This is a genomic window from Pseudomonas rhodesiae, assembly GCF_007858255.1.
Classification (GTDB): Bacteria; Pseudomonadota; Gammaproteobacteria; order Pseudomonadales; family Pseudomonadaceae; genus Aquipseudomonas; species Aquipseudomonas rhodesiae.
The window spans coordinates 129,785-156,398 of sequence record NZ_VFEU01000006.1; the positions used below are offsets into that span (position 1 = coordinate 129,785).

20 protein-coding genes are annotated in these 26,614 nt (G+C 62.9%); 10 read left to right on the forward strand and 10 right to left on the reverse strand.

The window, feature by feature from the left end; genetic code table 11:
• Positions 1–15 precede the first annotated feature (15 nt).
• Both FIV35_RS11335 and FIV35_RS11340 read right to left on the reverse strand, forming a co-directional pair.
• A complete protein-coding gene (locus tag FIV35_RS11335; RefSeq protein WP_034137862.1) occupies positions 16–2,433 on the reverse strand; it encodes a TonB-dependent siderophore receptor in 2,418 nt (805 codons plus the stop codon).
• A gap of 104 nt (positions 2,434–2,537) precedes the next feature.
• Entirely contained in the window at positions 2,538–4,190 is a 1,653-nt protein-coding gene (locus FIV35_RS11340; protein WP_034137863.1) for a cyclic peptide export ABC transporter, read from the reverse strand.
• Positions 4,191–4,390: 200 nt separating this feature from the next.
• Here FIV35_RS11340 and FIV35_RS11345 point away from each other — a divergent pair, with 200 nt between their 5' ends.
• Positions 4,391–5,224 carry a formyl transferase gene (locus FIV35_RS11345; RefSeq protein WP_034096975.1) on the forward strand — a complete coding sequence of 278 codons (834 nt, stop codon included), beginning with the start codon at positions 4,391–4,393 and terminating at the stop codon, positions 5,222–5,224.
• Positions 5,225–5,395: 171 nt separating this feature from the next.
• On the opposite strand, the gene pvdO is transcribed toward FIV35_RS11345, so the two are convergent.
• Genes pvdO through pvdM form a run of 3 tightly spaced genes read right to left on the reverse strand, consistent with a single transcriptional unit; the run spans position 5,396 to position 8,943 of the window.
• The gene (gene pvdO, locus FIV35_RS11350; protein WP_034137864.1) at positions 5,396–6,268 is read right to left on the reverse strand and encodes a dihydropyoverdine dehydrogenase; all 873 of its coding nucleotides are present in this window, start codon (positions 6,266–6,268) and stop codon (positions 5,396–5,398) included.
• Positions 6,269–6,302: 34 nt separating this feature from the next.
• Positions 6,303–7,574, reverse strand: a complete 1,272-nt coding sequence (pvdN, locus tag FIV35_RS11355; protein WP_034137865.1) for a pyoverdine-tailoring periplasmic protein PvdN — start codon at positions 7,572–7,574, stop codon at positions 6,303–6,305.
• Positions 7,575–7,593: 19 nt separating this feature from the next.
• Complete coding sequence (pvdM, locus tag FIV35_RS11360; protein ID WP_034137866.1) at positions 7,594–8,943, reverse strand: pyoverdine-tailoring dipeptidase-like protein PvdM; 1,350 nt, start codon at positions 8,941–8,943, stop codon at positions 7,594–7,596.
• A 141-nt stretch (positions 8,944–9,084) separates the two neighbouring features.
• On the opposite strand from pvdM, the gene pvdP reads away from it, so the two are divergent.
• On the forward strand, positions 9,085–10,716 hold the full coding sequence (gene pvdP, locus FIV35_RS11365) for a pyoverdine maturation tyrosinase PvdP (protein WP_034137867.1): 1,632 nt from the start codon (positions 9,085–9,087) through the stop codon (positions 10,714–10,716).
• A gap of 110 nt (positions 10,717–10,826) precedes the next feature.
• Entirely contained in the window at positions 10,827–11,264 is a 438-nt protein-coding gene (locus tag FIV35_RS11370) for a carboxymuconolactone decarboxylase family protein (protein ID WP_034137868.1), read from the forward strand.
• A 4-nt stretch (positions 11,265–11,268) separates the two neighbouring features.
• Here FIV35_RS11370 and FIV35_RS11375 read toward each other — a convergent pair whose 3' ends face one another.
• Positions 11,269–13,419, reverse strand: a complete 2,151-nt coding sequence (locus FIV35_RS11375) for a TonB-dependent siderophore receptor (RefSeq protein WP_034137869.1) — start codon at positions 13,417–13,419, stop codon at positions 11,269–11,271.
• Between the two features lie 169 nt (positions 13,420–13,588).
• Between FIV35_RS11375 and FIV35_RS11380 the strand changes: the two genes are divergently transcribed.
• Positions 13,589–14,368 carry an acetoin reductase gene (locus FIV35_RS11380; RefSeq protein WP_034137870.1) on the forward strand — a complete coding sequence of 260 codons (780 nt, stop codon included), beginning with the start codon at positions 13,589–13,591 and terminating at the stop codon, positions 14,366–14,368.
• A 198-nt stretch (positions 14,369–14,566) separates the two neighbouring features.
• On the opposite strand, the gene FIV35_RS11385 is transcribed toward FIV35_RS11380, so the two are convergent.
• Positions 14,567–16,438, reverse strand: a complete 1,872-nt coding sequence (locus FIV35_RS11385; protein WP_034137871.1) for a sigma-54-dependent Fis family transcriptional regulator — start codon at positions 16,436–16,438, stop codon at positions 14,567–14,569.
• 309 nt (positions 16,439–16,747) lie between these two features.
• Between FIV35_RS11385 and FIV35_RS11390 the strand changes: the two genes are divergently transcribed.
• From FIV35_RS11390 to FIV35_RS11405, 4 genes are all read left to right on the forward strand, one after another.
• Positions 16,748–17,725, forward strand: coding sequence for a thiamine pyrophosphate-dependent dehydrogenase E1 component subunit alpha (locus FIV35_RS11390; RefSeq protein ID WP_034113112.1), 978 nt, complete (start codon positions 16,748–16,750; stop codon positions 17,723–17,725).
• Between the two features lie 26 nt (positions 17,726–17,751).
• The gene (locus FIV35_RS11395; protein ID WP_034137872.1) at positions 17,752–18,771 is read left to right on the forward strand and encodes an alpha-ketoacid dehydrogenase subunit beta; all 1,020 of its coding nucleotides are present in this window, start codon (positions 17,752–17,754) and stop codon (positions 18,769–18,771) included.
• Entirely contained in the window at positions 18,768–19,868 is a 1,101-nt protein-coding gene (locus tag FIV35_RS11400; protein WP_034137873.1) for an acetoin dehydrogenase dihydrolipoyllysine-residue acetyltransferase subunit, read from the forward strand. Before FIV35_RS11395 ends, FIV35_RS11400 begins: the two co-directional genes overlap by 4 nt.
• 193 nt (positions 19,869–20,061) lie before the next feature.
• A complete protein-coding gene (locus tag FIV35_RS11405) occupies positions 20,062–20,478 on the forward strand; it encodes an SRPBCC family protein (protein WP_034137874.1) in 417 nt (138 codons plus the stop codon).
• A 54-nt stretch (positions 20,479–20,532) separates the two neighbouring features.
• Here FIV35_RS11405 and FIV35_RS11410 read toward each other — a convergent pair whose 3' ends face one another.
• Complete coding sequence (locus FIV35_RS11410) at positions 20,533–21,924, reverse strand: sensor histidine kinase (protein WP_034137875.1); 1,392 nt, start codon at positions 21,922–21,924, stop codon at positions 20,533–20,535.
• Positions 21,902–22,585, reverse strand: coding sequence for a response regulator transcription factor (locus tag FIV35_RS11415; protein WP_034096990.1), 684 nt, complete (start codon positions 22,583–22,585; stop codon positions 21,902–21,904). Before FIV35_RS11415 ends, FIV35_RS11410 begins: the two co-directional genes overlap by 23 nt.
• 289 nt (positions 22,586–22,874) lie before the next feature.
• Between FIV35_RS11415 and FIV35_RS11420 the strand changes: the two genes are divergently transcribed.
• Complete coding sequence (locus FIV35_RS11420) at positions 22,875–23,768, forward strand: hypothetical protein (protein WP_034096991.1); 894 nt, start codon at positions 22,875–22,877, stop codon at positions 23,766–23,768.
• A gap of 86 nt (positions 23,769–23,854) precedes the next feature.
• On the opposite strand, the gene FIV35_RS11425 is transcribed toward FIV35_RS11420, so the two are convergent.
• On the reverse strand, positions 23,855–25,090 hold the full coding sequence (locus FIV35_RS11425; protein ID WP_034137876.1) for a multidrug effflux MFS transporter: 1,236 nt from the start codon (positions 25,088–25,090) through the stop codon (positions 23,855–23,857).
• Between the two features lie 92 nt (positions 25,091–25,182).
• Here FIV35_RS11425 and pdxR point away from each other — a divergent pair, with 92 nt between their 5' ends.
• A complete protein-coding gene (gene pdxR / locus FIV35_RS11430; protein WP_034137877.1) occupies positions 25,183–26,598 on the forward strand; it encodes a MocR-like pyridoxine biosynthesis transcription factor PdxR in 1,416 nt (471 codons plus the stop codon).
• The last annotated feature ends 16 nt before the right edge of the window (positions 26,599–26,614 follow it).

Here is a 26,614-nt window from a genome sequence, read left to right on the forward strand (position 1 = left end):
TTTATTACGAGCGAGTTAGAAGCTCCAGCGCGTGGTCAGCATGACGTTGCGTGGGTCACCGTAGTACGAGGAGTTATAGAAGCCGATGTTGGTGTAGTACTTCTTATCGAACAGGTTGTTGACGTTGAGGGTGGCGGACACATTGTCGGTCACTTGGTAGCGTGCCATTACGTCCACTAGCCAGTACGGGTCCTGCGAGAATTTGTCGGTGGTCCTTTTCGGGCGGTTGTTCAGGTACTGCCAACCCTCACCCTGCCAGCGCGCGCCACCGCCCAGGGTGAGTTTGTCCCAGGGGCCGGTAAGCTTGTAGGTGGTGTAGAAGTTGACCTGATCTTCCGGTTCCCACGTGGACACCTTCGTACCGCTCTGGTCGCGAATGATCTTATGGGTGTATCCGGCCTGCAATTGCCAGCCAGGTGCAAGTTCGCCGGAGATTTCCGCTTCATAGCCTTTGGTCTTGGCGGTGATGCCCTTGTAGGGGTTGTCGACCAGGGACTTATCGGCGGTGCTGTCGAATTCCGCGCGGTTTTCCTCATGCACTTCGAAGTAAGCCAGGCTGGTGTTCAGGCGGCCCTCGTAGAACTCGCCCTTGAGACCGATCTCGTAGTTGGTGCCTTCATCCGGCTCCAGCATTTTGTTGCTCGCGTCCCGATACGCCGTTTGCGGCAGGTAGATCTCGGTGTAGCTGGCGTAGAGGGAGTAGTTGTCGTCCAGATCATAGGTCAGGCCGGCATAGGGAATGACTTTGCCGGTGTCCTTGGTATCGCTGGTACCCGTGACCTGATAGTTGGCGATACGCGTGCCGAGCAACAGGTGCAAGTCATCGGTCAGGCTGAAACGGCCGGTCATGTACACGCCGGATTGGCGAGTGGTTTCGTCGTTTTTGAAACCGACATCGCCCCAGTTCGGCTCAATGCTGTCGCCATTCCAGTTGTAGAAGTCAATGACGTTATTGGTGAATGTCGGACTGTAGTAGTCCTTACCTACCCAATGGGACGACGAGATGGACGAGCCGATCACCAACTCGTGTTCGCGCCCGAGCATGCTGAATGGGCCGGTCAGGTACATATCACCGCTGTCGCTGATGGTTTCACCGGTGTACTTTTGGCCATAGACCGAAGACAGCCCGGTGGTCGGATTCGGTGAGGCCAGGGAGCCCAGTGGAGCGTTGTAGCCGTTGATCTGGTGGTTGTACTGCCCTTTGGCGACCCAGCCGTTGCTGAAGGTGTGCTCCAGCGTCGCGAACGCGGTGCGCGAGTATTGCTCCCACTTGCTCCATTTCGCGCCATTGTTGAAGGAGCGCGGCAAGGTGATCGGGTTGCCTGCCGAGTCATACACAGGACTGCTGCCGGACCAGCTGGAGCCTTTGGGGTCGTTGTCCTGGTAATCGGCGCCTACCGTGAGCAGGGTGTCTTCATCCAGGTCGACTTCGAGAATGCCGTAGAACACGCTGGTTTTACGCTGATAGTGATCCATGAACGAGTGCTCGTCCTGGTACGCAGCCACGGCGCGACCTCGCACGTTACCGGTCTCGGTCAAGGGGCCGCTGACGTCGATTTCCGAGCGGTATTTGTCCCACGATCCCGCGCCCAGCTCCACATGCCCCTGGAACTGCGCGGTAGGTTTTTTGCGCACCAGGTTGATGGTGCCGCCGGGGCCGCCAGCGCCGGTGAGCAGGCCGGTTGCGCCTTTGAGCACTTCGACCCGGTCGTAGATGGCCATGTCGGTCAGGGTCTGCCCGGCCGAGTAGGGCGCGTTGCGGGTCATTGGAATGCCATCGTACTGGAAGTTCTGGATGGCAAAACCGCGCGAATAATAGTTGGTGCGTTCACTGTCGTAAGTCGAGACGGTGATGCCCGGTGTATGGCGCATCACGTTGTCGATGCCGGTCAGCCCGAAGTCATCCATGGCCTGGCGGGTAACCACCGAGATCGATTGCGGCGTCTGTCGGGGGGTGAGGACCATGCGCGTGGCGGTTGCAATGGTGCCTGGGGTGTAGGAACCGGTTCCTTCGGTGACCGTACCCAACTGGTTCGCGTTGACCTGGGTCGCACCCAGCTCCAGGGTACTGGAGCTGCTGTTGGCGCTGATGGTTATGGCGTTGCCCTGCAAGCTGTAGTTGATCCCCGAACCTTTGAGCAGCGCGGCGATGGCCTGTTCCGGTGCGAGCTTACCCTTGACTGTGGCGCTGCTTTTGTTCTGGACGTCCGTCGGGCTGTACAACACTTGCATATTGGTCTGGCGACCAAATTCCTGCAGCGCCGTCCCCAACGGTTGTGCAGGAATATTGATCTCAAGCGCCTGGGCTTGAACATAACCGGCAAGAGGCAGCGACACCGCAAGCGCGAGCGCGCTGGGCTTGAGGTTGACATGCAGGGCCCTTCGCATGGATAGCGCTTTACTCAAGGGGCTCAGACCGAGTCGTGCAGACATGGGGCGTTCTCTTCTATGTTTTAGGTGGGCAGTTTGATTTTATTGAGGTTAGTTCTCATTAACAGTAGTGAGACGTTCCTACCTGCAGAAACCGGAAAAAAAATTCACGCCAGCTCCCGTTCATGCACCACCTGGCCCGCGCGCAGTCGCACCAACTGGTCGGCGATGTCGAAATAGCGGTCGTCATGGCTGATCACGACGATGGTTTTGCCCAGGCGTTTGAGGTCCGGCAGCAGCTCGGTATAAAAGATGCGACGGAAGGCCGGGTCCTGGTCGGCGGCCCATTCATCGAACACCAGCACTGGGCGTTCTTCCAGCCAGGCGTTGACCAGTGCCAGGCGCTTGCGTTGGCCGGTGGAGAGGTCGGTGGTACTGAACGCACCGTCTTTGATCGTGACCTTATGCGCGATTTCCAGGCGCTCCAGGTATTGGGTTGCGCCATCCAGCGAGGTTTTCCCACCGCCCTGAACGAGATCATCGAACAGGTAATAGTCCGCGAACACCGTCGTGAACAGTTGACGGTAATCGTCACGGCTCGTGGCGCTCACGGGTTGGCCATTGAGGTGGATTTCGCCGGATTGCGGGGTGTACAGCCCCAGCAGCAATTTGATCAGTGTGGTCTTGCCGCAGCCGTTTTCGCCGACAATAAATACGATATCGCCTTGCTTGATGCTCAGGTCGATCGGGCCCAGATGGAACGGTTCGCTGCCGTCCACCGGCGGCGGGCTGTAGCTCACCCCACGCAGTTCCAGGCTGTGCACCACCGGTTTTGGCGCCTCGCTGTCTTCGAGCAGCAGATGGGGCTCAGGCGATGAGAACCGCTCGGACAGCTCAGCGATACGCGAGAACGCGATCTGCGCACGGCTGACGATCGGCAGTGCGGTCACTACGTGTTCCAGCGGGCCTTTCATGTACAGCAAAACCAGGACGAAACCGGTGATCACGGCCGGGTCAGGGCTGGGGTAATAGGCTTGGAACGCCAGCGCCAGACCGATGACCACAAAGAACAGCATCGAGCCGAACGTTTTGGCGATGATGAAGATGTTCACCGAGCGGATCTGGATATCACCGATGCGATCGGCGGTCGCCTGGATGCGATGGGTATTCATCCGGTAGCGACGGGGGCGGTGGATGCGCAACTCCTTGGCGCCCGAAGCGATGGCGGTGTAATAACGCTGCAACTCGTCTTCCTGGTCACGGGCCGCTTCAAAACCCTGGATGCCTGCAGAACGCGCCGCGTACTGCACGGCGGTGCCGATCACAATCGCCACGATCATGATCAGGAACATGGGCACCGACAGGTACGCCAGGTAGCCCAGGCATCCGAGGGTCACCGTAGTAGCGATGGCCAGGGGCGTGAAAGAAAAGGAAAAATCGCTGATGGTATCGACGTCGTGAGTCAGCACCGGGATCAGCTTATGGGTGCGGTAGCGCTCGATTTGTTCGATAGGCGCCGACAGCACTTTCTCGCCCAACTCCTTGCGCAGCGCCGCAATAATGCGTTGGCCGACAAAGTTGGTGCCGATATCCGACACGATCGAACTGACCAACGCCAACACGCATAACGCAGCAAAAGTCAGGATCACCCCCTGGGTCATGCCTTGGGGCGAGTGCAGGGCGTTATTGATCGTCGCCAGCAGCAACGTGATGGCCAGGCCGCCGGCCATGCCCAGGGCCACGGAGACCGTGACGATGGTGCGAAAGGGCCTGAGCAATGCGAGCAGACCGTTGAAGGCGCCGCGCTTGGGGTCGGTCATAAGTACTTCCCGGAAAGTGAAAAGAGGGGGCTGGGCACACAGACCCTTACCCATGACAAACGAAGCATCGCCGTGACGATTTAGCCTGGTGCGCCTGGCGGTGAAGGCGGCGGATAAATTGCCCGGGAGCTGGTTCGTTCTTGTTGTGTAGGCGCACGCGTAGCCGCGCAGTGCGTGATCCCTTCAGCGAGAGCGAAACAATGACGAAGAAGAATCTGGTGTACGTGTGGTCCCTGAGAAACGCCGCCGCCGATAAGGCCGGGCAGCCGGTGGCCTACAAGGATCACCAGCGCTATATGAAGTCGGTGCTGGAGTTTCTGGTGGGGTCGCTCAACGACACGCCATTGGGCGAGGCTTATCACTTGGTAGGCGTGGTGTATGACGACGATGAGCAGAACCCTCGGGATCAGCAACTGGTGGCCGATTATGGCTTTGCCTACCAGCCGGGTCGCCAGTGGCTGTACCCGGCTGATCTGCGGGTGCAGGGCACGCTGGTCAACGATTTGCTGCTGAGCGTGCCGTCCACCTACCGCCGCCTGCCACGGGGCAGTGCCGAACACATCGCCGGCAAGCAGGACTTCGAGCGCCGTTTGCATGACACGCTGGTGGAATTGAAGGCGGATATCGTGGTGCTCGACGGCCTGCTGGTGATCCTCGATGAACTGGTACGGCCGGGTGCGCCGTTTGCCCGTCGGATCATGAACATTCACCCCGGGATCACTCGCATCGACTCTCCCTACGAGCGCCGTGGCGCCTACGCCACCTGGAACGCGCTGTACGGCGCCCGTGGCCAAGCGGTGGTGGATTGGACGACCAAGGCAACCCAGCCATGCGAGCCGCTGTACCGCACCGGCGCCTCGTTCCACTACGTGGACAATGGCATCGACTCCGGCGAAGTGTTCCATGACGTGCTCAACACCGACATCGCAGCGGACGACACCATCCTCGAACTGCGCTGGAACAACTTCAACAACAGCCTGTTCCCGGCCTTGCATGAAGGGCTGGAGCGCCTGGCCAAACAAAGCCAACCCTGAAATTTGAGGCTTCTGTAGTGAGCGGGCTTGCCCCGCGCCGGGGCGCGAAGCGTCCCCAAACCCAGGCACCTCGGTTTACCAGATAAATCACATTGTCTGGAGCGGGGCCGCTTCGCGCCCCAGCGCGGGGCAAGCCCGCTCACCACCGCAAGCCCGCTCACCACTACATAATCAGAGGTCGCGCACGACCCTGAACCCAATCCAATCCCCGCGTGTCTGCGGGTAGATATTGTTGCGGTTGCCCGAGCGTGAGAACACCGGTGCTTCGCCCCAGTCATTGCCACGGATCTGGTAAGACTCGCAGTTCGGTTCAACCCAGGCGCTGCCGTCGGTAGGTGCGCCGATGTAGTTGGGGTGTTCGCAATCGGCCACGCGTTCGTAGACATTGCCGTGCATGTCGTACAGGCCAAACGCATTCGGTGGGTAGCTGCCCACTGGCGAGGAATAGCTGTAGCCGTCCGCCGGGCCGTAGGTATTGGCGTGTTCGGCGATGCTGTAGTCCTTGCCCGCATCGAACGGGAAGGGGAATGGCCCGGTGGAGCCGGCGCGGGCGGCGTACTCGCGCTGGGCCTCGCTGACCATGTGGTACTGCTGGCCGGTCTTCTTCGACAGCCAGGCCACGTAGTTTTTTATATCGTCCATGTCCATGCACACCGCCGGCTGGCGTGGGCCCTGGGGATAGCGCGGCTTGCTGGCGATGCATTCGCGGCCGGGGCGAGTGTCGCCGTCGGCGATCTTTACGCCGGTCTGGCGCACGTAGCTGTCCCATTCGCCGGCAGTGATCTGGAAGCGGCTCATGGCGAACGGCTTGGCAAAGGTCACTTCGTGCATCGGCCCTTCGTCCGGCTCGCGGCCGACTTCATCTTCCGGCGTGCCCATGGTGAAGGTGCCGGCGGGCAGCACCACCATTTCCGGGCAGTCCTTACAGTCCTTGAACACTTTGCCGGCGGCTGGCGCGGCGGCGTGGGCCAGGCTCGGCAGGCTGGCACCGCACACGGCGGTCAGGGCCAGGGCGGTCAAGGGTTTGAATCGGGATGCGCGCATAGGGGGCCTCGGGTTCAAAAGGTGAAAATTGGCATCACGCCCGTGCGCTGAGCAGGGTCATGAAGCGTTGGATCTCTTCGCTGGAATTGAGCAGGCCAGGGGCGGTGCGGATCACTGGGCCGACGTCGCGGTCCACCGCATCGATCACCACGCGCTGGCGCACCATGTGCGCCGCCACGGCCTCGCAGTCCTGGCCCTTGACCCGGAAAAACGTGAAGCCGGCCGACAGCTCGCTACTCTGAGGCGTAACCAGTTCGATGCGCGGATGGGCCTGCAACTGTTCCTTGAGTTCACGGTTGAGCGCGTGGATGCGCGCCTGCACCGGCGCCTTGCCCAGTTGCAAGTGCAGCTTGAATGCCTCGTCCGCCGCCCAGCGATGTTCGAACGCATGGAAGCCACCCGGGGTCATGATGGTGGCGAAATCCTTGTCCTCGGAAAACGTCGGCACCATGGGCGTGACGTATTTGTTTTCGGGGTCGCGGGCGCAGACCAGACCGGTGCCGCGCGGGCCGAACATCCACTTATGGGTGCCGGCGATGAAAAAGTCGCAGTGCATGTCCGGGAAATCGAGGTTCTCTACGCCCAGGCCGTGCACGCCATCCACCACATACAGAATGCGATCACGTTCGTCGCGCTGGCGGTTGTGGTCGGCCACCAGCGTGCCGATTTCGCCAATGGGCAGCTTCACACCGCTGCCGGACTGCACCCAGGTCATGCCCAGCACCCGGGTGTTGGGGCGGATGGCGCGCTGGATATTGCCCAGCACTTCATCGACCGATACCCGGCTGGGGCTTTCAAACAGGCTGATCCGCCGCACTTGGGTGCCTTGTTGTCGCGCCCGAAAATCCAGCACGTTCTGGGTCGCGTAATGCTCGTGAACGGTGGTGAGAATCTCCTGGTCGGCGCGCACCTGGAGGCCGCCGTAAATCATGGCCAAGCCTTCGGAGGTGCTGCCGGTGAGGGCGATCTGCGGCGGCGTGGCCTTGAGGTAACGCCCGGCCCATTCGCGCACCTGGCCTTCGCGCTTCCAGGTTTCCTGCAGGTCCCAGTCCATGGCCAGGCCGGGGTTGCGATCGATCTGCACGCGGTAGCGTTCGATGGCCTCGCGCACGGGCCTGGGGTGCGACGCCACCAGGAAGTTGGAAAAGTGCAGGTAGTCCGGGTCTTGGTTGAACAATTGCTTGAAACCCGTCCATGGGTTGTCCGTTGGGGCGGCGGCTGCGACCTGGGGTAGAAGGGCGGCGCCCAGAGGCAGGCTGGCGGCCAACACCCCAGCGTGCTTAAGAAATGTACGACGGTCGGTCATGGACTTACTTCATGGTTGATTAGCGTTGCGCCACAGGCTTGGCGGCGTGTTGAACCTGCTCCCACACGCGCAGGAAATTGCCGCCCCACAGCTTGGCGATATCCGCCTCGGAGTAGCCGCGCTGGATCAGTTCGGCGGTGACGTTGCGAATCTCGCCAACGTTGTTCCAGCCGTCGATACCGCCGCCGTCGTTGAAGTCCGACGACAGGCCCACATGGTCGATGCCGATCTTGCGCACGGTGTAATCGATGGCATCCCCCAGGTCCTTGAGGCTGGCCTTGGGTTCTTCGTCGAGGATGGCGTACAGCGCGCTGGCGTACTCGCCGAACTTCTGCTCCGGCCAGGCGGCGATGATCGCGTCGCCCGGCATCAGCGCCATGGCCAGGTTGGGCAGCGGCGGCAGGTCGAAGCGCGCGCGCAGTTGGTTGAGCTTGTCCTGGGTCGGTTGGCTGAGCGGGCGCAGGTAGGCCGAGAAGCCGACAATCTGCACCACGCCGCCACTCTGCTTGATCAGTTGCAGCTCTTTGTCGCTGAGGTTGCGCGGAATATCCACCGCCGCCCGCGGTGCCGAGTGCGACGCCACCATCGGCGTACGGCTCAGCTGCGCCACTTGCTCCAGGGCCTTGGTCGACATCTGCGACACATCGATGATCACCCCCAGGTCATTGAGGCGCTGCACGGCTTGCTTGCCGATGTCCGAAAGGCCATCCAGCGCATCCACCGAATCATTGAAAAACGGCAGCGGGCGCGACGAGTCGGACCAGGCGTTATTGCCCACGTAGCTGAAACCGAACATGCGCATGCCGCGCGCGGCCCACAGGTCAAGCTGGTTCAGGTCGTTGCCCAAGGGGTAGGCGTTGAGCATGCTGATGAAAATCGCAAACTTGCCTTCCCCGTGCAGGCGCCGAAAGTCATCCGGGGTGTAGGCGATGGCAACCTGGTTGGGGAAGTCGCGCACCATGCCGCTGATGATCTTGTAGCGCACCTCCTGCTCGTGGCGCGCCGCTTCGATGAAGCCCTCGGTCGGCTTGTGCGGCGCATTGGGGCCGTTCCAGATTTCCGGCCAGCCGAAGATCGTCAGCGCCGCGCCGGACAAGCGTCCGCGCGCGGCCTTGACCAGGTCGAACTGGCCTTCACCGTCCTTGTCCGCCTCGTTGCCGGCGGTGCCGAAATCGATGGGCACGGTGATATGGCTGTCGAACGACAGCACGCGATCCTGCAGCTCATTGGCCTGCTTGATCACCGCCAGCGGGTAACCGGCATTGCCTTTGAACCAGTGATCCCAGACCAGCCAGCCAGCCCCGGCACCGATGGCCAGCGCCAGCGGCAAGCCGATAAACAGCGCCTTGTTCGAACGTGGTTTTGTCATTGCCATCTCAGTCAGTTGAGGCCATCGCTATCAGGGAAGAACGAGCCATGGGCGGCGAAATTTAGGCGCCGGCGGCGCGCGGTAAATTTCCCCGGGCTGCGTACGTTCTAGCTCTGATAAAGGCGTTTCCTAAGGTAGACAATGACCCTCTCTCGACGTGGCTTCATCGCCGGCCTGGCGCTCACAGGTGCCGCGGTGCCGGCGGCTTTCTATGCCCATCGCGAGTTGACGCGCGAAGAAGCGTTGCCCATCACTCCCGGCGAAGCCACGGTGGACCTGGCCGACAGCGCCGGGCAGCACCTGGCCAACACGTTGCGTGGGGTGTGGAGCCTGCGTCTGGAAGGTCGCGATGCCGGCCTCAAAGGCCTGCCGTTGGAGGGCCTGCAATTGCTGCTGGACATCGCCCCCCGTGGCCGCGGCCTGCGCGGCTACCTGGACACCGCCGCCAATCTGCGTGCCGAGGGCGAGCCGCGCTACCGCGTGCTCGGCGATCTGGTAACGGGCGAGGGCGCTTTGCTCTACTGGCGCCTGATCGACCGCAACGCCACCAACGGCGTGCCGGCCTACGAATTCAAAATGACCCTCGACGAAGTCTGGGCCGATTTCGCCAACGCCGGCAGCAGCACCCTCAGCGGACAGATCCTCGACCTCGATCGCCCCCTGGCCATGACCGAGCGCGATAACCGTTTTATCGCCCACAAGCACAGTTTCCCCGAAGCCCGCCAACGCATTGGCCTGGACCCGGCCCTGCTGGCCTGGCTGATCGCCCCCGAACATCGCCTGTTCCATCAGCTGTGGCACGCCACCCGCGATCAGTGGCACAAGCTCCCCGACGACAAGCGCGATGCCTTGCGCGGTATCGGTTGGCAGCCTGGCCCGCGCGGCCAGGAGCGCGACGCGCGCGGTGACCGCAAGGACCGCAACGGCTCGGGTATCGACTTCTTTTTTATGCACCGACATATGCTCGGCAAGGCCCGCTCTATGCAGGACTTGCCTTCCTGGCCGCAATTCCCCGCGCCGCAACCGCCCCTGGAACGCGATCGGCTGGGCTTTCTGCGCTATTTCGATAACCATGACGGCTTCGCGCTTCCGCCCACCTGGTCGGCCCCGGACGACAGCGATTACACCCAATGGGTCAGCGATATCAAGGCCGCCGAGACCTACCACAGCAACTTCCAAGTGTGGGAATCCCAGTACCGCGACCCGCGCTACCTGGCCAAACTGACCCTGGGGCAACTGGGTTCCGAAATGGAATTGGGCCTGCACGACTGGCTGCACATGCGTTGGGCCTCGGTGCCGCGCGACCCTTCCAACGGCGCCCCGGTGCCATTTGCCCGCGACCCGGCGGACTTTGCGCCACGCTGGTATACGGCCGAGAACGACTTCCTCGGCGACCCGTTTTCCTCCCACGTCAACCCGGTGTTCTGGCACTTCCACGGCTGGATCGACGACCGCGTCGAAGACTGGTTCCGCGCCCACGAACGCTTTCACCCCGGCGAGGTCAGCCGCCTGGAGGTCAACGGCGTGCCTTGGTTCGCCCAGGGGCGCTGGGTCGAAGTGGGCGACCCGTGGCTCGGTCCGGACACCCATGGGTGCAGCACCACCCCAGGGCTGCAGATGGGCAAGTCGATGGAAATGGACCCGGAGACCATGAAACTCGCGCTGCGGATCACCTTTGGCGCCGATGAGCAGGCATTGCAGGGTTTGTTCAAACGCGTGCCGCAACGGCCCTGGTATGCGCGGCATTTGAAGGTCAAGACGCGGGAGCAGTAAGGGGATAACAGGGCAACATTGGTCACCCATTCTTCGCCGTAATTGGCTATTTCTCCCGCAAGGGCCGGTGGCTAACCTAGCCACCACTTCCCACCGTTCTGGAGTTCCCCATGCAAAGCCGTATCGATTTCTACAACGCTTCCCCGGACGCCATGAAAGCCATGCTCGCCCTGGAAGCCGCCGTGGGTAAATTGTCCATCGAACTGCCGCTGCTCGAACTGATCCGCCTGCGCGTGTCGCAGATCAACGGCTGTGCATTCTGCCTCGATATGCACACCGCCGACGCCCGCAAGGGCGGTGAGACCGAACGGCGGCTGTACACGCTGTCGGCGTGGCGCGAGACGCCGTTTTTCACCCCACGCGAACGCGCTGCGTTGGCCTGGGCCGAAAGCCTGACCCTGATCAGCCAGACCCACGCGCCGGACGCTGACTACACGGCATTGGCTGCCGAATTCAGCGCCCAGGAACAGGTCGATCTGAGCCTGGCTATCGCCACCATCAACAGCTGGAATCGCCTCGCCGTGGGCTTTCGCAAGATGCCCAATTAACGCTTTAGAAGTTCACCGTTGCACTCAGGCGCGCCGTCAGCGGTGCGCCCTGGAACAGGTAGTCGTCGCCCAGGTATTCGCCCGCGTCGCGCCAATAGCGCTTGTCGAACAGGTTGTCGACGCTCAGGCGCAACACGGTTTCGTAACCGTCGACGTGGGTGGTGTAGCGGCTGCCGACGTTGACCACCGCGTAATCGCCCACCTCCACATTACCGCTGCGGTTGGCGTACTTCTTGGCGCTGTATTGCACGCCACCCAGCAGCGCCAGGCCATTGACCCACGGCAGCGCATAGTCGGCGTAGAGGCTGGCGCGCAGCTTGGGCACGTTGATCGCCTGGTGCCCTTCATAGGCTGCTGTACCGCTGCCGCTCACCCGTGCACGAATCGCCGCCACGCTGGTGGCGATCTGCAAACGCTCGGTGGCCCAGCCATTGGCCGACACTTCCAACCCGGTGTTTTTCTGCTCGCCCTGTTGCACATAGGTAAAGCTGCCGGCGCCGTCGGGCCTGGCGTACTGGTAGGCCTGGCGGGTCTGGAACAGCGCCGCCGCGAAGCTGATGCGGCGCCAATCGTATTTGATCCCGGCTTCGATCTGCCGCGAGGTGGTCGGTGCCAGGGTCTCACTGGCATTGGTCGCGAACCACGGCGCGGTGCCTCCCAGAGACAAGCCTTTGCTGTAGCTGGTGTACAGCGACACGCTGTCCACCGGCTTATAGATCAACGCCGCCTGGGGCAGGAACACATACTGCTGCGTGTGGCGGGACGGGCTGCCGTTGCTGTCGAATGCCTGTTCATCGAGACGCACTTCACGCCCACCGAGCACCGTTTGCCACTGCTCGTTAAAACGGATGCGGTCGGTGACGAATAGGCCGTACTGGCGGCTGTCGAGGCTGCGGTGGCTGTCGTTGAGGGGCACGTCGGTGGGCGCGAAAGTCGCGGCGTCCTGGTGGATATTGCCGCTGCCGATCCGTTCGTTGACCGCTGTGCGCTGGTCGATGACCCGGCGGAACGCGCTGGTGCCGAAGGTCAATTCGTGGCCCAGGCCTGCGGTGTCGAACAGGCCGGTCATGGCGGCCTGCATTTCGTCGTCGCGCCGGGTGTCGTCGGGGCTGCGGTAGTCGTAGATGTCGTAGTCGCCTTCGGGGCTGAAGGTGTTGGCATTGCAACTGCCGATGTAATAACAACCCCAGGCGAACGAGCTGTAGTCATCGATCACCACTTTGCTGCGCGCGGCGCTGAGCTGGCCGGTCCAGTGATCGCTGAAGCGGTATTCGAACTTGCCGTTGAGGTTCAGCGAGTCGATGTCCACCGGTTTGGCGCCGCTCTGGTGCCCCAGCAGTTTCTTCGGTGAGGCGCCGTGGGGTACTTCGCTGCCGCCGAGCAGTTGGTAGCCCGGCACCGAGCGCTGTTGTTTGTTCTGGTATTCGGCGTCCAGTTGCAGCACGGCGTCGGGGCTGATGTTCCAGTCAAAAGCCAGGGACACAAAATCGCGCTGGCCATTGGCGTGTTCCACGTAGGAATGCAGGTCTTCGTGGGCGACGTTGGCGCGCAGGCCGAATTGCTGCTCGCTGCCGAACCAGCCGCCGATGTCGGTGGCCAGGTAACCGCTGCCGCGATCATCGGTGGAGACGGTCACCGAGCGCACGTCTTCCGGGCGCTTGGTCACATAGTTGATCACGCCGCTGGGCTCGGCAACGCCGCTCTGCACGCCCGACAGGCCCTTGAGCACTTCCACTTGCTGCTTGTTTTCCAGAGCGACGTTCTGCTCGCCGGTGATGGTGCGCCCGTTGATCTTGTAGCTGCTGGCCGCGTTCAGCGAAAAACCGCGCACTACGAAGTTTTCGTAGTAGCCGATGGGCGCATAGCTCTCGCCCACCGACGCATCGTTGCGCAGCACCTCGCTGAGCAGGCGCGCCTGCTGGTCCTTGAGCAGCGCGGCGTTGAACACGCTGACCGACGCCGGAGTGTCCAGCAGCGGCGCTTCATTGAAGCCGCCGACCGAGGCCGTTTCGGCGCGATAGCCGGACGTGTCCTGGCCCTGGACCTGCACCGCCGGCAGTTCGAGCTCGGCCGCCAGGCTATGGCCGATGCCGCCGCTGAGCAACAGGCCGAGGGCAACACGAGAAGAGGCGACAGGGCGGAAACGCAAAACCATGGGCAGGGCCTTAGAGCGCGGGGCAGGGGGCGCATAAGCTAGGCATTACGGCTCGGTTTTACAAGTGAGACGTCCCGTCTCAGCTCACTCGCCGCAGCCTTATGGCCTCGACAGCCGCCTGGTGTAGCTGCGATAGACAAGGCTTCTCTCATTCGTGCAGGAGATCGTCATGGGTATCGCTGGAAAAGTTGCGCTGGTCACCGGCGCCGGGCAGGGCATCGGCCGGGCCATTGCCTTGCGCTTGGCTCAAAAGGGCGCCGATATCGCCCTGGTGGACATCAATGGCGCCAAACTCGCCGCCGTGGCCAGCGAAATCACGGCCATCGGGCGCAAGGCATCGGTGTTTATCGCCGATGTGTCCAAGCGCGAACAGGTGGTGGCGGCGGTGGAGCATGCGCACCAGACCCTGGGCGGCTTCGACATCATCGTCAACAACGCCGGGGTGGCGCAGATCGATGCACTGCTGGAGGTGACCCCGGAACAGGTCGAACGCACCTTGGGTATCAACGTGCAGGGCGTGTTGTGGGGCATCCAGGCCGCCGGCAAGAAATTCAAGGCGCTGGGGTGCAAGGGCAAGATCATCAACGCCTGCTCCATCGCCGGCCATGAAGGGTTTGCGCTGCTGGGCGTGTACTCGGCCACCAAGTTCGCCGTGCGTGCGCTGACCCAGGCGGCGGCCAAGGAACTGGCCAGCGCGGGGATCACCGTCAATGCCTACTGCCCGGGCGTCGTGGGCACCGATATGTGGGTCGAGATCGACAAGCGCATGGCCGAGATCACCGGGGCCGAGGTGGGCGCGACCTACAAGCAATACGTGGACGGTATCGCCCTGGGCCGTGCCGAAACCCCGGAGGATGTGGCGGGGCTGGTGGCGTTCCTGGCGGGGCCGGATGCGGACTACATGACGGGGCAGTCGCCCTTGATCGACGGTGGGCTGGTCTACCGCTGATCTCGCAAAGCGTGCGTTGGTGGTGGTTCAATTAGTATTTTTTTCGCTGACCCACCGCCATCGGGGGCAAGCCCCCTCCCACATTGACCTGCGACAGCGAGATCCCACTGTGGGAGGGGCGGTGCGACGATTCGACTTGCCCCCGATAGCTTTCGCTCAGGCAACATGTGTGTCACTGACACGCCGCTATGAGCGTCCTCACTGTGTCAGGGAAGCCTTGCCAGGCATATCGATCCCCAGTTGGTTGACTCGGCGGTACAGGGTGGCTCGGGAAATGCCCAGCGCCTGGGCGGTCGGCGATGGTTTCCAGCGATGCCGGATCAGTGCATCCAGTACCACTTGCCGCTCCGGGCTGGCGCTTTGTTCAGCCGGCGCTGCGACCTGTTCGCCGCGCACTTCCACCGGCAGGTCCGCCAATTGCAGGGTATCGCCGTCGCACACCGCGCAGGCGTACGCCAATACATGACGCAGCTGGCGCACATTGCCCGGCCAGCCATAGCTCAACAGCACCTCAAGCGCCGCCTGGCTGATGCCCAGCGAGACCGCGCCGCCATGGGATTCCTGGGCCAGCAGACGGTGGATCAGGGCCAGTTTGTCGGTGCGATCGCGCAAGGGCGGCAGGCTCACACGGGCACAGCCGAGACGAAAGTACAGGTCTTCGCGAAAACGCCCCTCGCTCACCAGTGCCGCCAGGTCGCGGTGACTGGCGCAGATCACCTGGATATCCACCGTACGGGTTTTGGCCGCCCCCAGGGGCGCCACTTCCCCCTCGGCCATCACCCGCAGCAAGCGGGTCTGCAAGGCCAGCGGCATATCGCCGATCTCATCGAGAAACAACGTGCCGCCATCGGCCTGCACCAAAAGGCCTGGCATGCCCTTGCTGGAGGCGCCGGTAAACGCCCCGGCCACATAGCCGAACAGCTCGCTTTCAATCAGGTTTTCCGGAATCGCCGCGCAGTTCACCGCCACGAACGGGCCTTGGCGTCGCGCGCTGCGCTCATGCAGCTGGCGGGCGAAGACTTCCTTGCCGGCGCCGGTCTCGCCTTGCACCAGCACCGGCAGGTTGCGGTCCTTGACCCGCACGGCCAGGCGCAGATGCTCCTCCACCCGGGGGTCGAGCTGGGTGCTGGGGGCCGTGCGCGGGCGAGGGCGCTGGGGGGGGTTGACCCGCACATGCAGCGCGCCGGGTTCGCCTAGCCAGTTCAACTGCTGGGTGCGCTGGTCGGTCACCGCCCGCAAGGCATCCAGGTCGAACACCTCGCCGATATGCGCCGGCACCTGGCCGAAGCGCCGCCGCAACGCTTGGCGTGCCTTGCTGTTGAGGGCCAGCAGGCGCCCGTCCTGGTCCCAGGCCAGCAACAAGTCGGGCTGGCTGTCCACATAACCGGGGGTGCTGTGGGCTTGCAGCACCCAGTGCTGACGGGCGCTGTGCATGAAGAATGCATTCTCGATGGCCTGGGCGCTCTGGGCCACCATCTGGCGCACCAGGTGCTGGCTGCGGCGGTCGTCCGGCGACTGGAGCGCCGAAGCATCCATCACCCCCAGCAGGTTGCCCTGGGGGTCGAAGATCGGCGCGGCGGAGCAGGTCAGGTCGATAAAGGCAGCGCGGAAGTGATCGCGTTTGTGCACGGTCACCGCTGCCTTGCTGGTCAATACCGTGGCTACGCCGCAGGTGCCTTCTTCGGCTTCCGACCAGCAGGTGCCCAGATACAGGCCGGCTTTGCGGCAATCGTTGCGAATGCGGCTGTCGACGCGATGGTCGAGGGTCTGGCCTTGGGCGTCGGTGAGCATCACGCAGTAGTCGGCATGGCGCACGCGGTGGTGCAGTTGCCCGACCTCTTCACTGGCGATGCGCATAAACAGCTCGGCGCGCTCGCGACATTCCTTGAGCAAGGGTTCGCTGAGGATGCGTGGCCCTTGCAGTGAGCCGGGGTCGAGGTGGTGTTGTTCCATGGAGCGGCGCCAGGAATCGAAAATCAGCGACGGCACCGGTGCCTGGGGCAGGCGATCGGCATTGCGGACCACGCGACTGACGCAGTCGACGTGTTCTCTGGAGTTCGCGGCGAGCATAAGGCCTCCGGTTCTCACGCGTTGTTGTTATGCGTGCCATTAAGCGCCTGCGCGCGCGGGCGGACAAGGCCGACCTGACCGACTGCCACCGCTGAGACGCAGCGTCTCATTTGCCCTGAGACAGCGGCGGCGGGCTGCGCGGCAGCGTCTCATTCTGGGTGGGCAGGCTACGCACGTTCAAGGTCACGGCACTGCTCTGGATCAAGGCTTTGCCAGGTTTTTGCCGGTTCTGGCACAGGCTGTGCTGAGTGGCCTGTAGCTGGCCGACGCCAGCCTTTCGTGTGTCGAGACAACCTGGAGAACAACAAGATGTCCACCCACCTGTCCACCGATCAATTGCTGCATGCCTACACCGTGATGCGCACCATCCGTGATTTCGAAGAGCGCCTGCATGTGGAATTCGCCACCGGCGAGATCCCCGGTTTCGTGCATTTGTATGCCGGCCAGGAAGCCAGTGCCGCTGGGGTCATGGCCCATCTCAACGATGACGACTGCATTGCTTCCAACCACCGTGGCCACGGCCATTGCATCGCCAAGGGCGTGGATGTGTTCGGCATGATGGCCGAGATCTACGGCAAAAAAACCGGCGTGTGCGGCGGCAAGGGCGGCTCCATGCACATCGCCGATCAGGAGAAAGGCATGCTCGGCGCCAATGGCATCGTCGGCGCCGGCGCACCGTTGGCTGCGGGTGCGGCGCTGGCCTCCAAGCTCAAGGGCAGCCAGGGCGTGGCCGTGGCGTTTTTTGGTGATGGCGGCTCCAACGAGGGCGCGGTGTTCGAAGCGATGAACCTGGCCTCGATTATGAAACTGCCCTGCCTGTTCGTCGCTGAAAACAACGGCTACGCCGAAGCCACCGGTTCCGGCTGGTCGGTAGCGTGCAAAGACATCGCCGAGCGCGCCGTGGGGTTCGGCATGCCAGGGGTGATCGTCGATGGCAATGATTTCTTCGCCGTTCATGCCGCACTGGGCGTTGCCGTCGAGCGCGCGCGCCGGGGCGAGGGGCCTACCCTGGTGGAGGTCAAGTTGAGCCGTTTCTACGGCCACTTCGAAGGCGATGCCCAGACCTACCGCGGCCCGGATGAAGTGAAAAACCTGCGCGAGACCCAGGATTGCCTGGCGCTGTTCCGCCAGCGTTGCCAGGCCGAAGGCTGGCTGGACGCGGCGCAGTTCGAGCGCATCGATGGCGAAGTCGCGCAGTTGATCGAAGACGCCGTGCGCCTGGCCAAGTCCGATCCCAAGCCCCAGGCGGCCGATCTGCTCAGCGATGTCTACGTCGCCTACCGCTAATAACAACAAGACCCGGAGAGAATTTCATGGCTCGCAAAATCAGCTATCAGCAGGCAATCAACGAAGCCCTGGCCCAGGAAATGCGCCGCGACCAGAGCGTGTTTATCATCGGCCAGGACGTGTCCGGCGGCACCGGTTCGCCCGGCGAGCAGGACGCCTGGGGCGGCGTGCTCGGCGTCACGAAGGGCCTGTACCCAGAGTTTCCCGAGCGCGTGCTGGATGCGCCACTGTCCGAGGTCGGCTACGTGGGCATGGCCGTAGGCGCCGCCACCCGGGGCATGCGCCCGGTGTGCGAATTGATGTTCGTCGACTTTATCGGCTGCTGCCTCGATCAATTGCTCAACCAGGCGGCCAAGTTCCGCTACATGTTCGGCGGCAAGACCACCACGCCCCTGGTGATCCGCGCCATGTACGGCGCCGGCCTGCGCGCCGCCGCCCAGCATTCGCAGATGCTCACCTCGATGTGGACCCACATTCCCGGCCTGAAAGTGGTGTGCCCGGCCACCCCCTATGACGCCAAGGGCATGCTGATCCAGGCGATCCGCGATAACGACCCGGTGATCTTCCTCGAACACAAAATGCTCTACAGCCTGCAAGGCGAAGTGCCCGAAGAGCTGTACACCGTGCCATTCGGCGAGGCCAACTTTGTACGCGAAGGCCGCGACGTCACCCTGGTGACCTACGGGCGCATGGTGCATATCGCCCTGGAAGCCGCCGCCAACCTGGCGCGCCAAGATATCGATTGCGAAGTGCTGGACCTGCGCACCACCAGCCCCCTGGACGAAGACAGCATCCTGGAAAGCGTGGAGAAAACCGGGCGCCTGGTGGTGATCGACGAGTCCAACCCGCGTTGCTCGATTGCCACCGACATCAGCGCCCTGGTGGCGCAGCGGGCCTTCGCTGCGCTGCGCGCGCCCATCGAAATGGTCACCGCGCCGCACACGCCGGTGCCGTTTTCCGATGCGCTGGAAGACCTGTACATCCCCGACGCCGCCAAGATCGAAGCCGCCGTGCTGAAAATCGCCGACAAGAGGAACGCCGCATGATCCATACCTTGACCATGCCCAAGTGGGGGCTGTCGATGACCGAAGGGCGTATCGATATCTGGCTCAAGCAACCCGGAGACCGGGTGGAGAAGGGCGAGGCCGTGTTGGATGTGGAGACCGACAAGATTTCCAGCAGCGTGGAAGCGCCGTTCAGTGGTGTGTTGCGTCGGGTCTTGGCGCTGAGCGATGAGACCTTGCCGGTGGGCGCCTTGCTCGGTGTGGTGGTGGAAGGCGAGGCCAGCGACGCCGAGATCGACGCGGTGATCGAAGGCTTCCAGGCCGGGTTCGTGTCCAATGCCGCCGAGGCCGAAACGGCCGGGCCGAGTGCGCAGAAAGTCGAGGTGGGCGGGCGCTTGCTGCGTTACCTGGACCTCGGCGAAGGCGGCACGCCGCTGGTGCTGGTGCATGGCTTTGGCGGCGACCTGAACAACTGGCTGTTCAACCAGCCGGCCCTGGCCGCCGAGCGCCGGGTGATCGCCCTGGACCTGCCGGGGCATGGCGAGTCGGGCAAGACCCTGCGCAGCGGCGAGGCAGCTGAATTAAGCGAGGCGGTGCTGGGCTTGCTCGATCATCTACAGCTGGACCGCGTGCATCTGGCCGGCCATTCCATGGGCGGGCTGGTGGCCCTGACCGTTGCCGAGCAGGCGCCCGCGCGCGTGGTCTCGTTGACCCTGATTGCCAGCGCCGGCCTGGGTGCCGATATCAATGGCGATTATCTGCAAGGGTTTGCCGACGCTAACAATCGCAACGCCCTCAAGCCGCAGCTGGTGCAACTCTTCAGCGACCCGGCGCTGGTGACGCGGCAGATGCTGGAGGACATGCTCAAGTTCAAACGGTTGGAGGGCGTGGATCAGGCGCTGCGCCAGCTCAATGGGGTGCTGTTCGACGGCGGGCGGCAGAAGGTGGATGTGCGCCATGTTGTCGGTCGACAGCCGAGCCTGGTGATCTGGGGCAGCGACGACGCCATTATCCCGGCCAACCATGCCCAAGGCTTGGAGGCCCAGGTGGAAATCCTGCCGGGGCAAGGGCATATGGTGCAGTTGGAGGCGGCGGAGCAGGTTAACCAGTTGATGCTGGCGTTCCTCAAGCGCCATTGAGCTGAGACCTGTGGGCCCTGACCCGCTGCAATCGGGGGCAAGCCCCCTCCCACAGTGCTGACTGTGTGGGAGGGGGCTTGCCCCCGATTGCGATCAGTCAGCCACCCCCTTATCCGAGCATTCAGAATGGATGCAATGACGCGCCAGGCGTGGCAGTCTGGGCGACGTTTTCCATGACTTCTGGAGATTGACCGTGCCAACCGCATCCGCAGTAATTGAAATCCCTGTATCGGCCGATCAGGTCTGGCAATTGGTGGGCGGCTTCAACAGCCTGCCGGATTGGTTGCCGCTGATCGCCAAGAGCGAGCCCGGCGAAGGCGGCCGGCTGCGCCATCTGACAACCGCCGACGGTGGCGTCATCGTCGAGCGTTTGCAGACTTTCGACAATGTGGCGCGCACTTACAGCTACACCATCGAGCAGTCGCCGTTTCCGGTGAGTGCGTACCTGGCGACTTTGCAGATCGAAGCCTTGACTGACACGTCGACGAAGGTGACGTGGTCGGGCGTATTCACGCCGGCGGCGGGGACCACGGATGAGGCGGTGGAGGAGCTGTTCGCCGGTGTCTACAAGGGGGGCGTTGAAGCGCTGCGCGCCAACTTCAAGGCCTGATTCGACTGCCAGGGTGGGAGAGGCCGGCTCGCTCCCACCTCGGAGCTTACTGACTTATTCGGGCATCAGTTGCTGGCGACATTCCAGGATCAGCCGCGCGCCGCCACGGGCGCTGCTGCCCACTTCCAGCTTGAAGCCATGCAGGTTGATGATCGCCGCGACAATCGACAACCCCAGCCCGAACCCACCGGGCTGGTCGCTTTCCTCCACGCGATAAAAGCGCTGGAAAACCGCCGCGCGTTCCGCCGCCGGGATACCTGGCCCCGAATCGTGCACTTCGATGCGGGTGCTGCCCGCGTCGTTGAGCCCGCGCAAAATCACTTCGCCGCCCGGCGGGGTGAACTTGATCGAATTGCTCAACAAGTTAGCCACGGCTTCGAACAGCAGCGCGCGGTCGCCGGTGATCCACGGCAGGGATGCTGGGGCGTCCAGCACCAGTTGCAGTTCGCCTTCTTCGGCCAGCGGCAGATAGAAATCGTGCAATTCCCGCAGCAGCGGCAACGGGTCCAGCACCAGAAAGCCTGAGCGGCGCTGGTGGTCTTCCAGTTCCGAAATACGCAACAGCCCGCGAAAACGCGCCATCAGGGTGTCGGTTTCGGCAATCGCGTCATCCAGCTTGACCGCGTAGCCCGAGTCTTGCTCGGCCTCCTGCCGGATGCGATACAGCTGCGCGCGCAGGCGCGTCAGCGGCGTACGCAGGTCGTGGGCAATGTTGTCGCACACGCCCTTGACCTCGTTCATCAACTTCTCGATACGGTCGAGCATGGCGTTGACGATGGCCGCGAGCATATCTAATTCGTCACGTCGGTTGGACAGCGGCAGACGGTGGGTGAGGTCACCGGCGACGATGGCTTCGGCGCTGGCCTGGATCCCGCGAATGCGTCGCAGCGGGCGGCGGCGCAGCAAGTGCCAGCCGGCGGCGCCGGGAATGATGGTCAGCGACAGCGCCCACAGCAATGCGTGCCAGATGATTCGCGTCACGCCGAACAGCGAACCGTTGGCGCGCACCAGCACCAGCCAGCGCCCGTCTGCGGTGTGGGTGGCCACGGCATCGCAGCTGTCCTTGGGCAATTTCGGGTCGTCGGAATCGACGCAATTGGCCAGGGCGTGGATCTTGCCGTCCAGGGGCAGGTCGGACGGAATCGCGCGGATTGGCCCGTTCAGGGGGCGGAACTGCTCGTCGAACAGGCCATAGGCATCCACGCCTTTCATGTCGAAGGTCATGCTGGTGGTCAGCGCCTCCACCAATTCCTCGCCGTCGAAGCGCTGGAACAGGTGCTGGCGCTGCAGCAGGGAATGGCGCGACAGGTCGCTCAGGTAACCCGATACTTCGTAATACAGCACCCCCATCAGGATGCAGCTCCAGGCCACGAACAGCGAGCTGTACAGCGCCAGCAGGCGGCTGCTGGAGGAGCGCCAGCCCTTAGAGGGGTTCAGCAATGACATAACCGGAACCTCGTACCGTGCGGATCAGCGGCGTGAGGCCCGGTGGGTCGATTTTCTTGCGCAGGCGTCCGATGTGCACATCGATCAGGTTGGTGCCGGGGTCGAAGTGATAGCCCCAGACTTCCTCGAAGATCATCATCCGCGACAGGATCTGCCCGGTGTTGCGCATCAGGAATTCCAGCAGTTTGTATTCGGTGGGCAGCAGAGTCAGCGGCTGATCGGCGCGACTGGCTTCGCGGCTGATCAGGTTCAACTCCAGGTCGGCCACGCGCAAGGCGGTCTCGAATTCCTTGACCGTGCTTTTGCGGCGCAGCAGTACTTCGACGCGGGCGGCCATTTCATCGGAAGCGAACGGCTTGGTCAGGTAGTCATCGCCCCCGGCGCGCAGGCCGCGCACGCGTTCATCGACGTCGGAGAGGGCGCTGATCATCAGGATCGGCGTCGATACTCCAATGGTGCGCAGGGTGGTGACGATGGCCAGGCCATCCAGTTCCGGGAGCATACGGTCCAGGGTGATCAGGTCGTAATCACCACTCACGGCGCGGACCAGGCCTTCGCGGCCGTTGTCCACCCAATCAACCTCCAGTCCATGGCTACTCAGCTCGGCGACAATCTCGCGGGCCGTTACGGCGTCATCCTCGATGGTCAAAATGCGGGTCATAGGCATACCTGGCGAGCGATTCACACTAGAAGTGAGGCATTTTGCCAAGAATTGGCTGAATGCTTCCTAAATAAAACTTCATGTAGGCAAACCGAGCTCCCTCCCATGACGGAATGCAATACGCCCGCCCTGATTGAGCGTTTCTTGCAAGTTGCATGGTCTTAGGAAGTTCAACTTATCTAACCTGTTGAAAATAATAGGGTTTTATTTTTCATGCGACTGGCACGGGGCCTGCACTGTCCCTTTTGAGACTTGTAACACTATTTTTCCTGCCGGGAGCAAAACAACAATGATCACACCTTCAACCACGCTGCAAGAATCGAGCGCGCGCTCCGGGGTTTCCTGGGGGGCGATTTTTGCCGGCGCCGCTGCGGCGGCTGCACTCTCATTGATTCTGGTGTTGCTGGGCTTTGGCCTGGGCTTCTCGGCCGTTTCGCCGTGGGCCAATAGCGGCGTCAGCGCCAAGGGGCTGGGCATTTCCACAATTGTCTGGCTGGCGTTTACCCAGATCGTCGCGGCAGGGTTGGGCGGTTATATCGCCGGCCGTCTGCGGGTGAAGTGGGCCAATATGCATGGCGATGAGGTGTACTTTCGCGACACCGCCCATGGCTTCCTGGCCTGGGCCGTGGCCACGTTGATCACCGCCACTCTGGTGGTCAGTTCGGTCAGCAGTGTGGTCGGTGGCGGCGTGCAAGCCAGCGCCAGTGTGGCCTCGGGTGCGGTGCAAGCCGCCGGCAGCGCAGCGCAGGGCGTCAAGGGTGATGACTTCGGTTATTACGTCGACAGCCTGTTCCGCGATGACCGCCCAGCCGCCGTCAGCGATGACGCCGCCCATGCCGTTGTAGCGCGCATTTTTGCCCGCACCCTGAGCAATGACGGCCAACTCGCCGCCGAAGACCGTGCCTATCTGGCCCAGTTGATCAGCCAGCGCACCAACCTCAGCCAGGCCGATGCCGAAGCGCGCATCGACAAGGTCTACGGCGACGCCCGTAAAGCCGTCGAAGACGCCAAGCTCAAAGCCAAGCAAGCCGCTGACACCGCCGCCAAAGTCGCTGCCTGGACTGCACTGTGGATGTTCGTCGCGCTGCTGATCGGGGCCTTCTTCGCCAGCTTCGCCGCGACCTTCGGCGGCCGCCGTCGCGATGCCGTGGTGTATGTCGAAACCGAACATTACGTCCGTTAATTCAAGGAGAAAACAATGCGCTCATTACTGCTGTGGTTCCTCGGCGTGCCTATCCCGGTCATCATCCTGATCGCGATCTTCATGCACTAAACCCGAGTTCGGCTCGGAACCTCGTGGGAGGGCGCTTGCGCCCTCCCACTTTGCTTTGGGTGGAGCGTCATCCAGGTCGCCACCAGCAAAATACTGGCGACGCCTGTCATGATCAGCAAGGGCTGCGAGGTGCCGTCCGATAACCAACCGGTGATCCCACTGCTTATGGCGGTGAGGAACATCTGGATGAAGAAGAACAGTCCCGAGGCGGTGCCGGCAATCGCGCCATAGGGCTGCAACACCGACAGTTGGCACGCCGGAATCACCAATCCTACCGACACCATAATCACCACCATCGGCAGTACGATCGCTAGCCATTGTTGCGCCCATGCGCTTGTGGTGACGGCGAGCAGAACGCTGCCTGCCACGTTCAATGCGATGGCTGCGCTGATCAATCGGTCCGCTTCAAAGCGCAGCACCAGTCGACGAAACAGATTCGCTCCCAGCATATAGCCGCTGATCGTTGCCGCGAACACCAGCGCATAGGCCGTGGCGGATAAGCCAAAGCCCCGTTGCAGCAGCGCCGATGACTCACTGATAAAGGGAAAATACGTGCTGTAAACGCAGCCGATGGCCAGCGCGTAACGCAGGAAATAGCGGTCGCGCAGCAACTGCCCATACAGACCCAGCAGATTACCCGGTGGCGTAGCGGCTACGTGCGCCGGGCGGGTTTCCGGCAGGCGGCGATACACCGCCCCATACAACAGCGCACCGATCACGCCCAACAGCAGAAACAAGCCACGCCACCCAAACCACGGCAGCAACAGGCTGCCCACTACCGGCGCGGCCATCGGCGACACCGCCATCGCCATGGAGATCAGCCCCAGCAGGCGTGCCTGTTCGTTGCGGTCGAAGTGATCGCGCACGATCACGCGGCCAATCACCGTGGTGCAGCAGCCGCCCAGCGCCTGAAACAACCGCGCGGTTATCAGCACGGCCAGGCTATCGGACAAGGCGCAGGCCAAGGTGGCCAGCCCATACAGCGCCAGTCCCGCCAGTAACACCGGGCGACGGCCGAAGCGATCGGTCAGCGGGCCGCTGACCAGCAGGGAAATGGCCGAACCGAGGGTGTACAGCGTGAGGGTCAATTGCAGCTGACTGTCGCTGGCCTGAAAGTAATCGGCCATGGCTGGCAGTGCTGGCAGGTGCATGTCCAGGGTGATGCGCGGCAGGCCGATCAATACTGTCAGCAGCACCAGCCAGGAACCCAGGGAAAGAGCACGTTGAGTCATGGGCAAGCTCGTGGGAGTAAGTGGAGCCAGAACTCTATCGGCTTTGTGGTTTAATCCTGTGGGCCACTTATGCCAAAAAAGAATGGACCACTATGAGCCGAGGTAAAGCTGCATCCGCCCTTGATCTGCCACGCCCCGACACGCTGGACGCGGGTAAACAGCAGGGCGCGTACGAGGCATTGCGCGCGGCGATCCTCAACCGGCAATTGCCGGCGGGCAGTCGTTTGCCGTCCACGCGCAGCCTGGCCGAGCGGTGGCGGGTGTCCCGCGGCACGTTGGAAACTGCGTATGAACGTTTGCAGGAGGAAGGGTATGTGCAGCGCATCGCGGGGTCCGGCACGCGCGTGTGTGCGGTGATCCCCGAACACTTTATCGCGGCGCCGAGGCCACACCACATGCCGCGTCGCCCGGTACAGCCGGACCGCCCGTACGCGGACGTGCAAAGTCATGTGCCTTTCGTCGCAAGGCGTCCGGATGCCGGCCTGTTCGACATGAAAGCCTGGGCCCGCTGCCTGTCTCGTGGGCTGTTGGCGGCGGGGCCAGGCGCGCTGGAAGCGTCCCATCCAGCGGGCGTGCCGGAGCTGCGTACCCAGATCGCCGACTACCTGCGCCGGCATCGCGGGATGCACTGCGAGGCAGATGAAGTGATTGTCACCACCGGTATTCGACATGCCCTCGATTTGATTGCGCGCACACTGCTCAACCCTGGCGACACGGCGTGTGTCGAAGACCCTGGCTACCCACCGGCACGACGCTTGTTTGAGCTGGCCGGCGCTGGCGTACAGGCGGTGCCGGTCAGCGCTGATGGCCTCGACACCACCCAGCTGCCCGACGTTGCGCGCCTGGTCTACGTGACACCGGCCCACCAGGCGCCGCTGGGCATGACCCTGTCGGTATCACGCCGTCTGGCCTTGCTGGACTGGGCCGCACGTGCGCAGGCATGGGTGGTCGAGGACGATTACGACAGCGAATACAATTATCAGAGCGCGCCGCTGGCCGCACTCAAAGCTCTGGATTCCGGCGACCGGGTGATTTACTGCGGTAGCTTCAACAAAAATCTGTTCCCTGGCTTGCGGGTGGGCTTCATGGTGGTGCCCAAGGCGCTGCGCCGGTCGCTGCTACGCACTCTGCACCTCACCGGGCATTCGGTCGGCGCCAGTGATCAATTGGGCTTGGTGGAGCTACTTGGCAGTGGGGCGTTTGTGCGTCATCTGCGGGCTTCACGCCAGGCTTATCTGGCCCGTCGCGATACGTTGCTCGAATGCCTCGGCGGCCACGGCAGCGTCACTGGCCAGCAGGCTGGGCTGCACTTTGTGTTGTGGCTGCCGACAGGAACTGAAGAAGCGGACTTCTGTGCACGGGCGGCATCTGTCGGACTCACGCTGCAACCGCTGGGCGCGTTCTGTCATGAGGCGAGGTTGCCGCCGGCGGTGATCATTGGCTACACCGCGCTGACCTTGGCGCAGATTCGCTATCACGGTCGGGCACTGGCGGCATTGTGTCAGTGAGCAGGGGCGGGCCGCG

Excerpts from the sequence above, each read along its gene's own strand:
- FIV35_RS11335 (WP_034137862.1), bottom strand. The coding sequence starts at position 2,433 with ATGTCTGCACGACTCGGTCTGAGCCCCTTGAGTAAAGCGCTATCCATG.
- FIV35_RS11340 (WP_034137863.1), bottom strand. The coding sequence starts at position 4,190 with ATGACCGACCCCAAGCGCGGCGCCTTCAACGGTCTGCTCGCATTGCTC.
- FIV35_RS11345 (WP_034096975.1), top strand. The coding sequence starts at position 4,391 with ATGACGAAGAAGAATCTGGTGTACGTGTGGTCCCTGAGAAACGCCGCC.
- pvdO (WP_034137864.1), bottom strand. The coding sequence starts at position 6,268 with ATGCGCGCATCCCGATTCAAACCCTTGACCGCCCTGGCCCTGACCGCC.
- pvdN (WP_034137865.1), bottom strand. The coding sequence starts at position 7,574 with ATGACCGACCGTCGTACATTTCTTAAGCACGCTGGGGTGTTGGCCGCC.
- pvdM (WP_034137866.1), bottom strand. The coding sequence starts at position 8,943 with ATGACAAAACCACGTTCGAACAAGGCGCTGTTTATCGGCTTGCCGCTG.
- pvdP (WP_034137867.1), top strand. The coding sequence starts at position 9,085 with ATGACCCTCTCTCGACGTGGCTTCATCGCCGGCCTGGCGCTCACAGGT.
- FIV35_RS11370 (WP_034137868.1), top strand. The coding sequence starts at position 10,827 with ATGCAAAGCCGTATCGATTTCTACAACGCTTCCCCGGACGCCATGAAA.
- FIV35_RS11375 (WP_034137869.1), bottom strand. The coding sequence starts at position 13,419 with ATGGTTTTGCGTTTCCGCCCTGTCGCCTCTTCTCGTGTTGCCCTCGGC.
- FIV35_RS11380 (WP_034137870.1), top strand. The coding sequence starts at position 13,589 with ATGGGTATCGCTGGAAAAGTTGCGCTGGTCACCGGCGCCGGGCAGGGC.
- FIV35_RS11385 (WP_034137871.1), bottom strand. The coding sequence starts at position 16,438 with ATGCTCGCCGCGAACTCCAGAGAACACGTCGACTGCGTCAGTCGCGTG.
- FIV35_RS11390 (WP_034113112.1), top strand. The coding sequence starts at position 16,748 with ATGTCCACCCACCTGTCCACCGATCAATTGCTGCATGCCTACACCGTG.
- FIV35_RS11395 (WP_034137872.1), top strand. The coding sequence starts at position 17,752 with ATGGCTCGCAAAATCAGCTATCAGCAGGCAATCAACGAAGCCCTGGCC.
- FIV35_RS11400 (WP_034137873.1), top strand. The coding sequence starts at position 18,768 with ATGATCCATACCTTGACCATGCCCAAGTGGGGGCTGTCGATGACCGAA.
- FIV35_RS11410 (WP_034137875.1), bottom strand. The coding sequence starts at position 21,924 with ATGTCATTGCTGAACCCCTCTAAGGGCTGGCGCTCCTCCAGCAGCCGC.
- FIV35_RS11415 (WP_034096990.1), bottom strand. The coding sequence starts at position 22,585 with ATGACCCGCATTTTGACCATCGAGGATGACGCCGTAACGGCCCGCGAG.
- FIV35_RS11420 (WP_034096991.1), top strand. The coding sequence starts at position 22,875 with ATGATCACACCTTCAACCACGCTGCAAGAATCGAGCGCGCGCTCCGGG.
- FIV35_RS11425 (WP_034137876.1), bottom strand. The coding sequence starts at position 25,090 with ATGACTCAACGTGCTCTTTCCCTGGGTTCCTGGCTGGTGCTGCTGACA.
- pdxR (WP_034137877.1), top strand. The coding sequence starts at position 25,183 with ATGAGCCGAGGTAAAGCTGCATCCGCCCTTGATCTGCCACGCCCCGAC.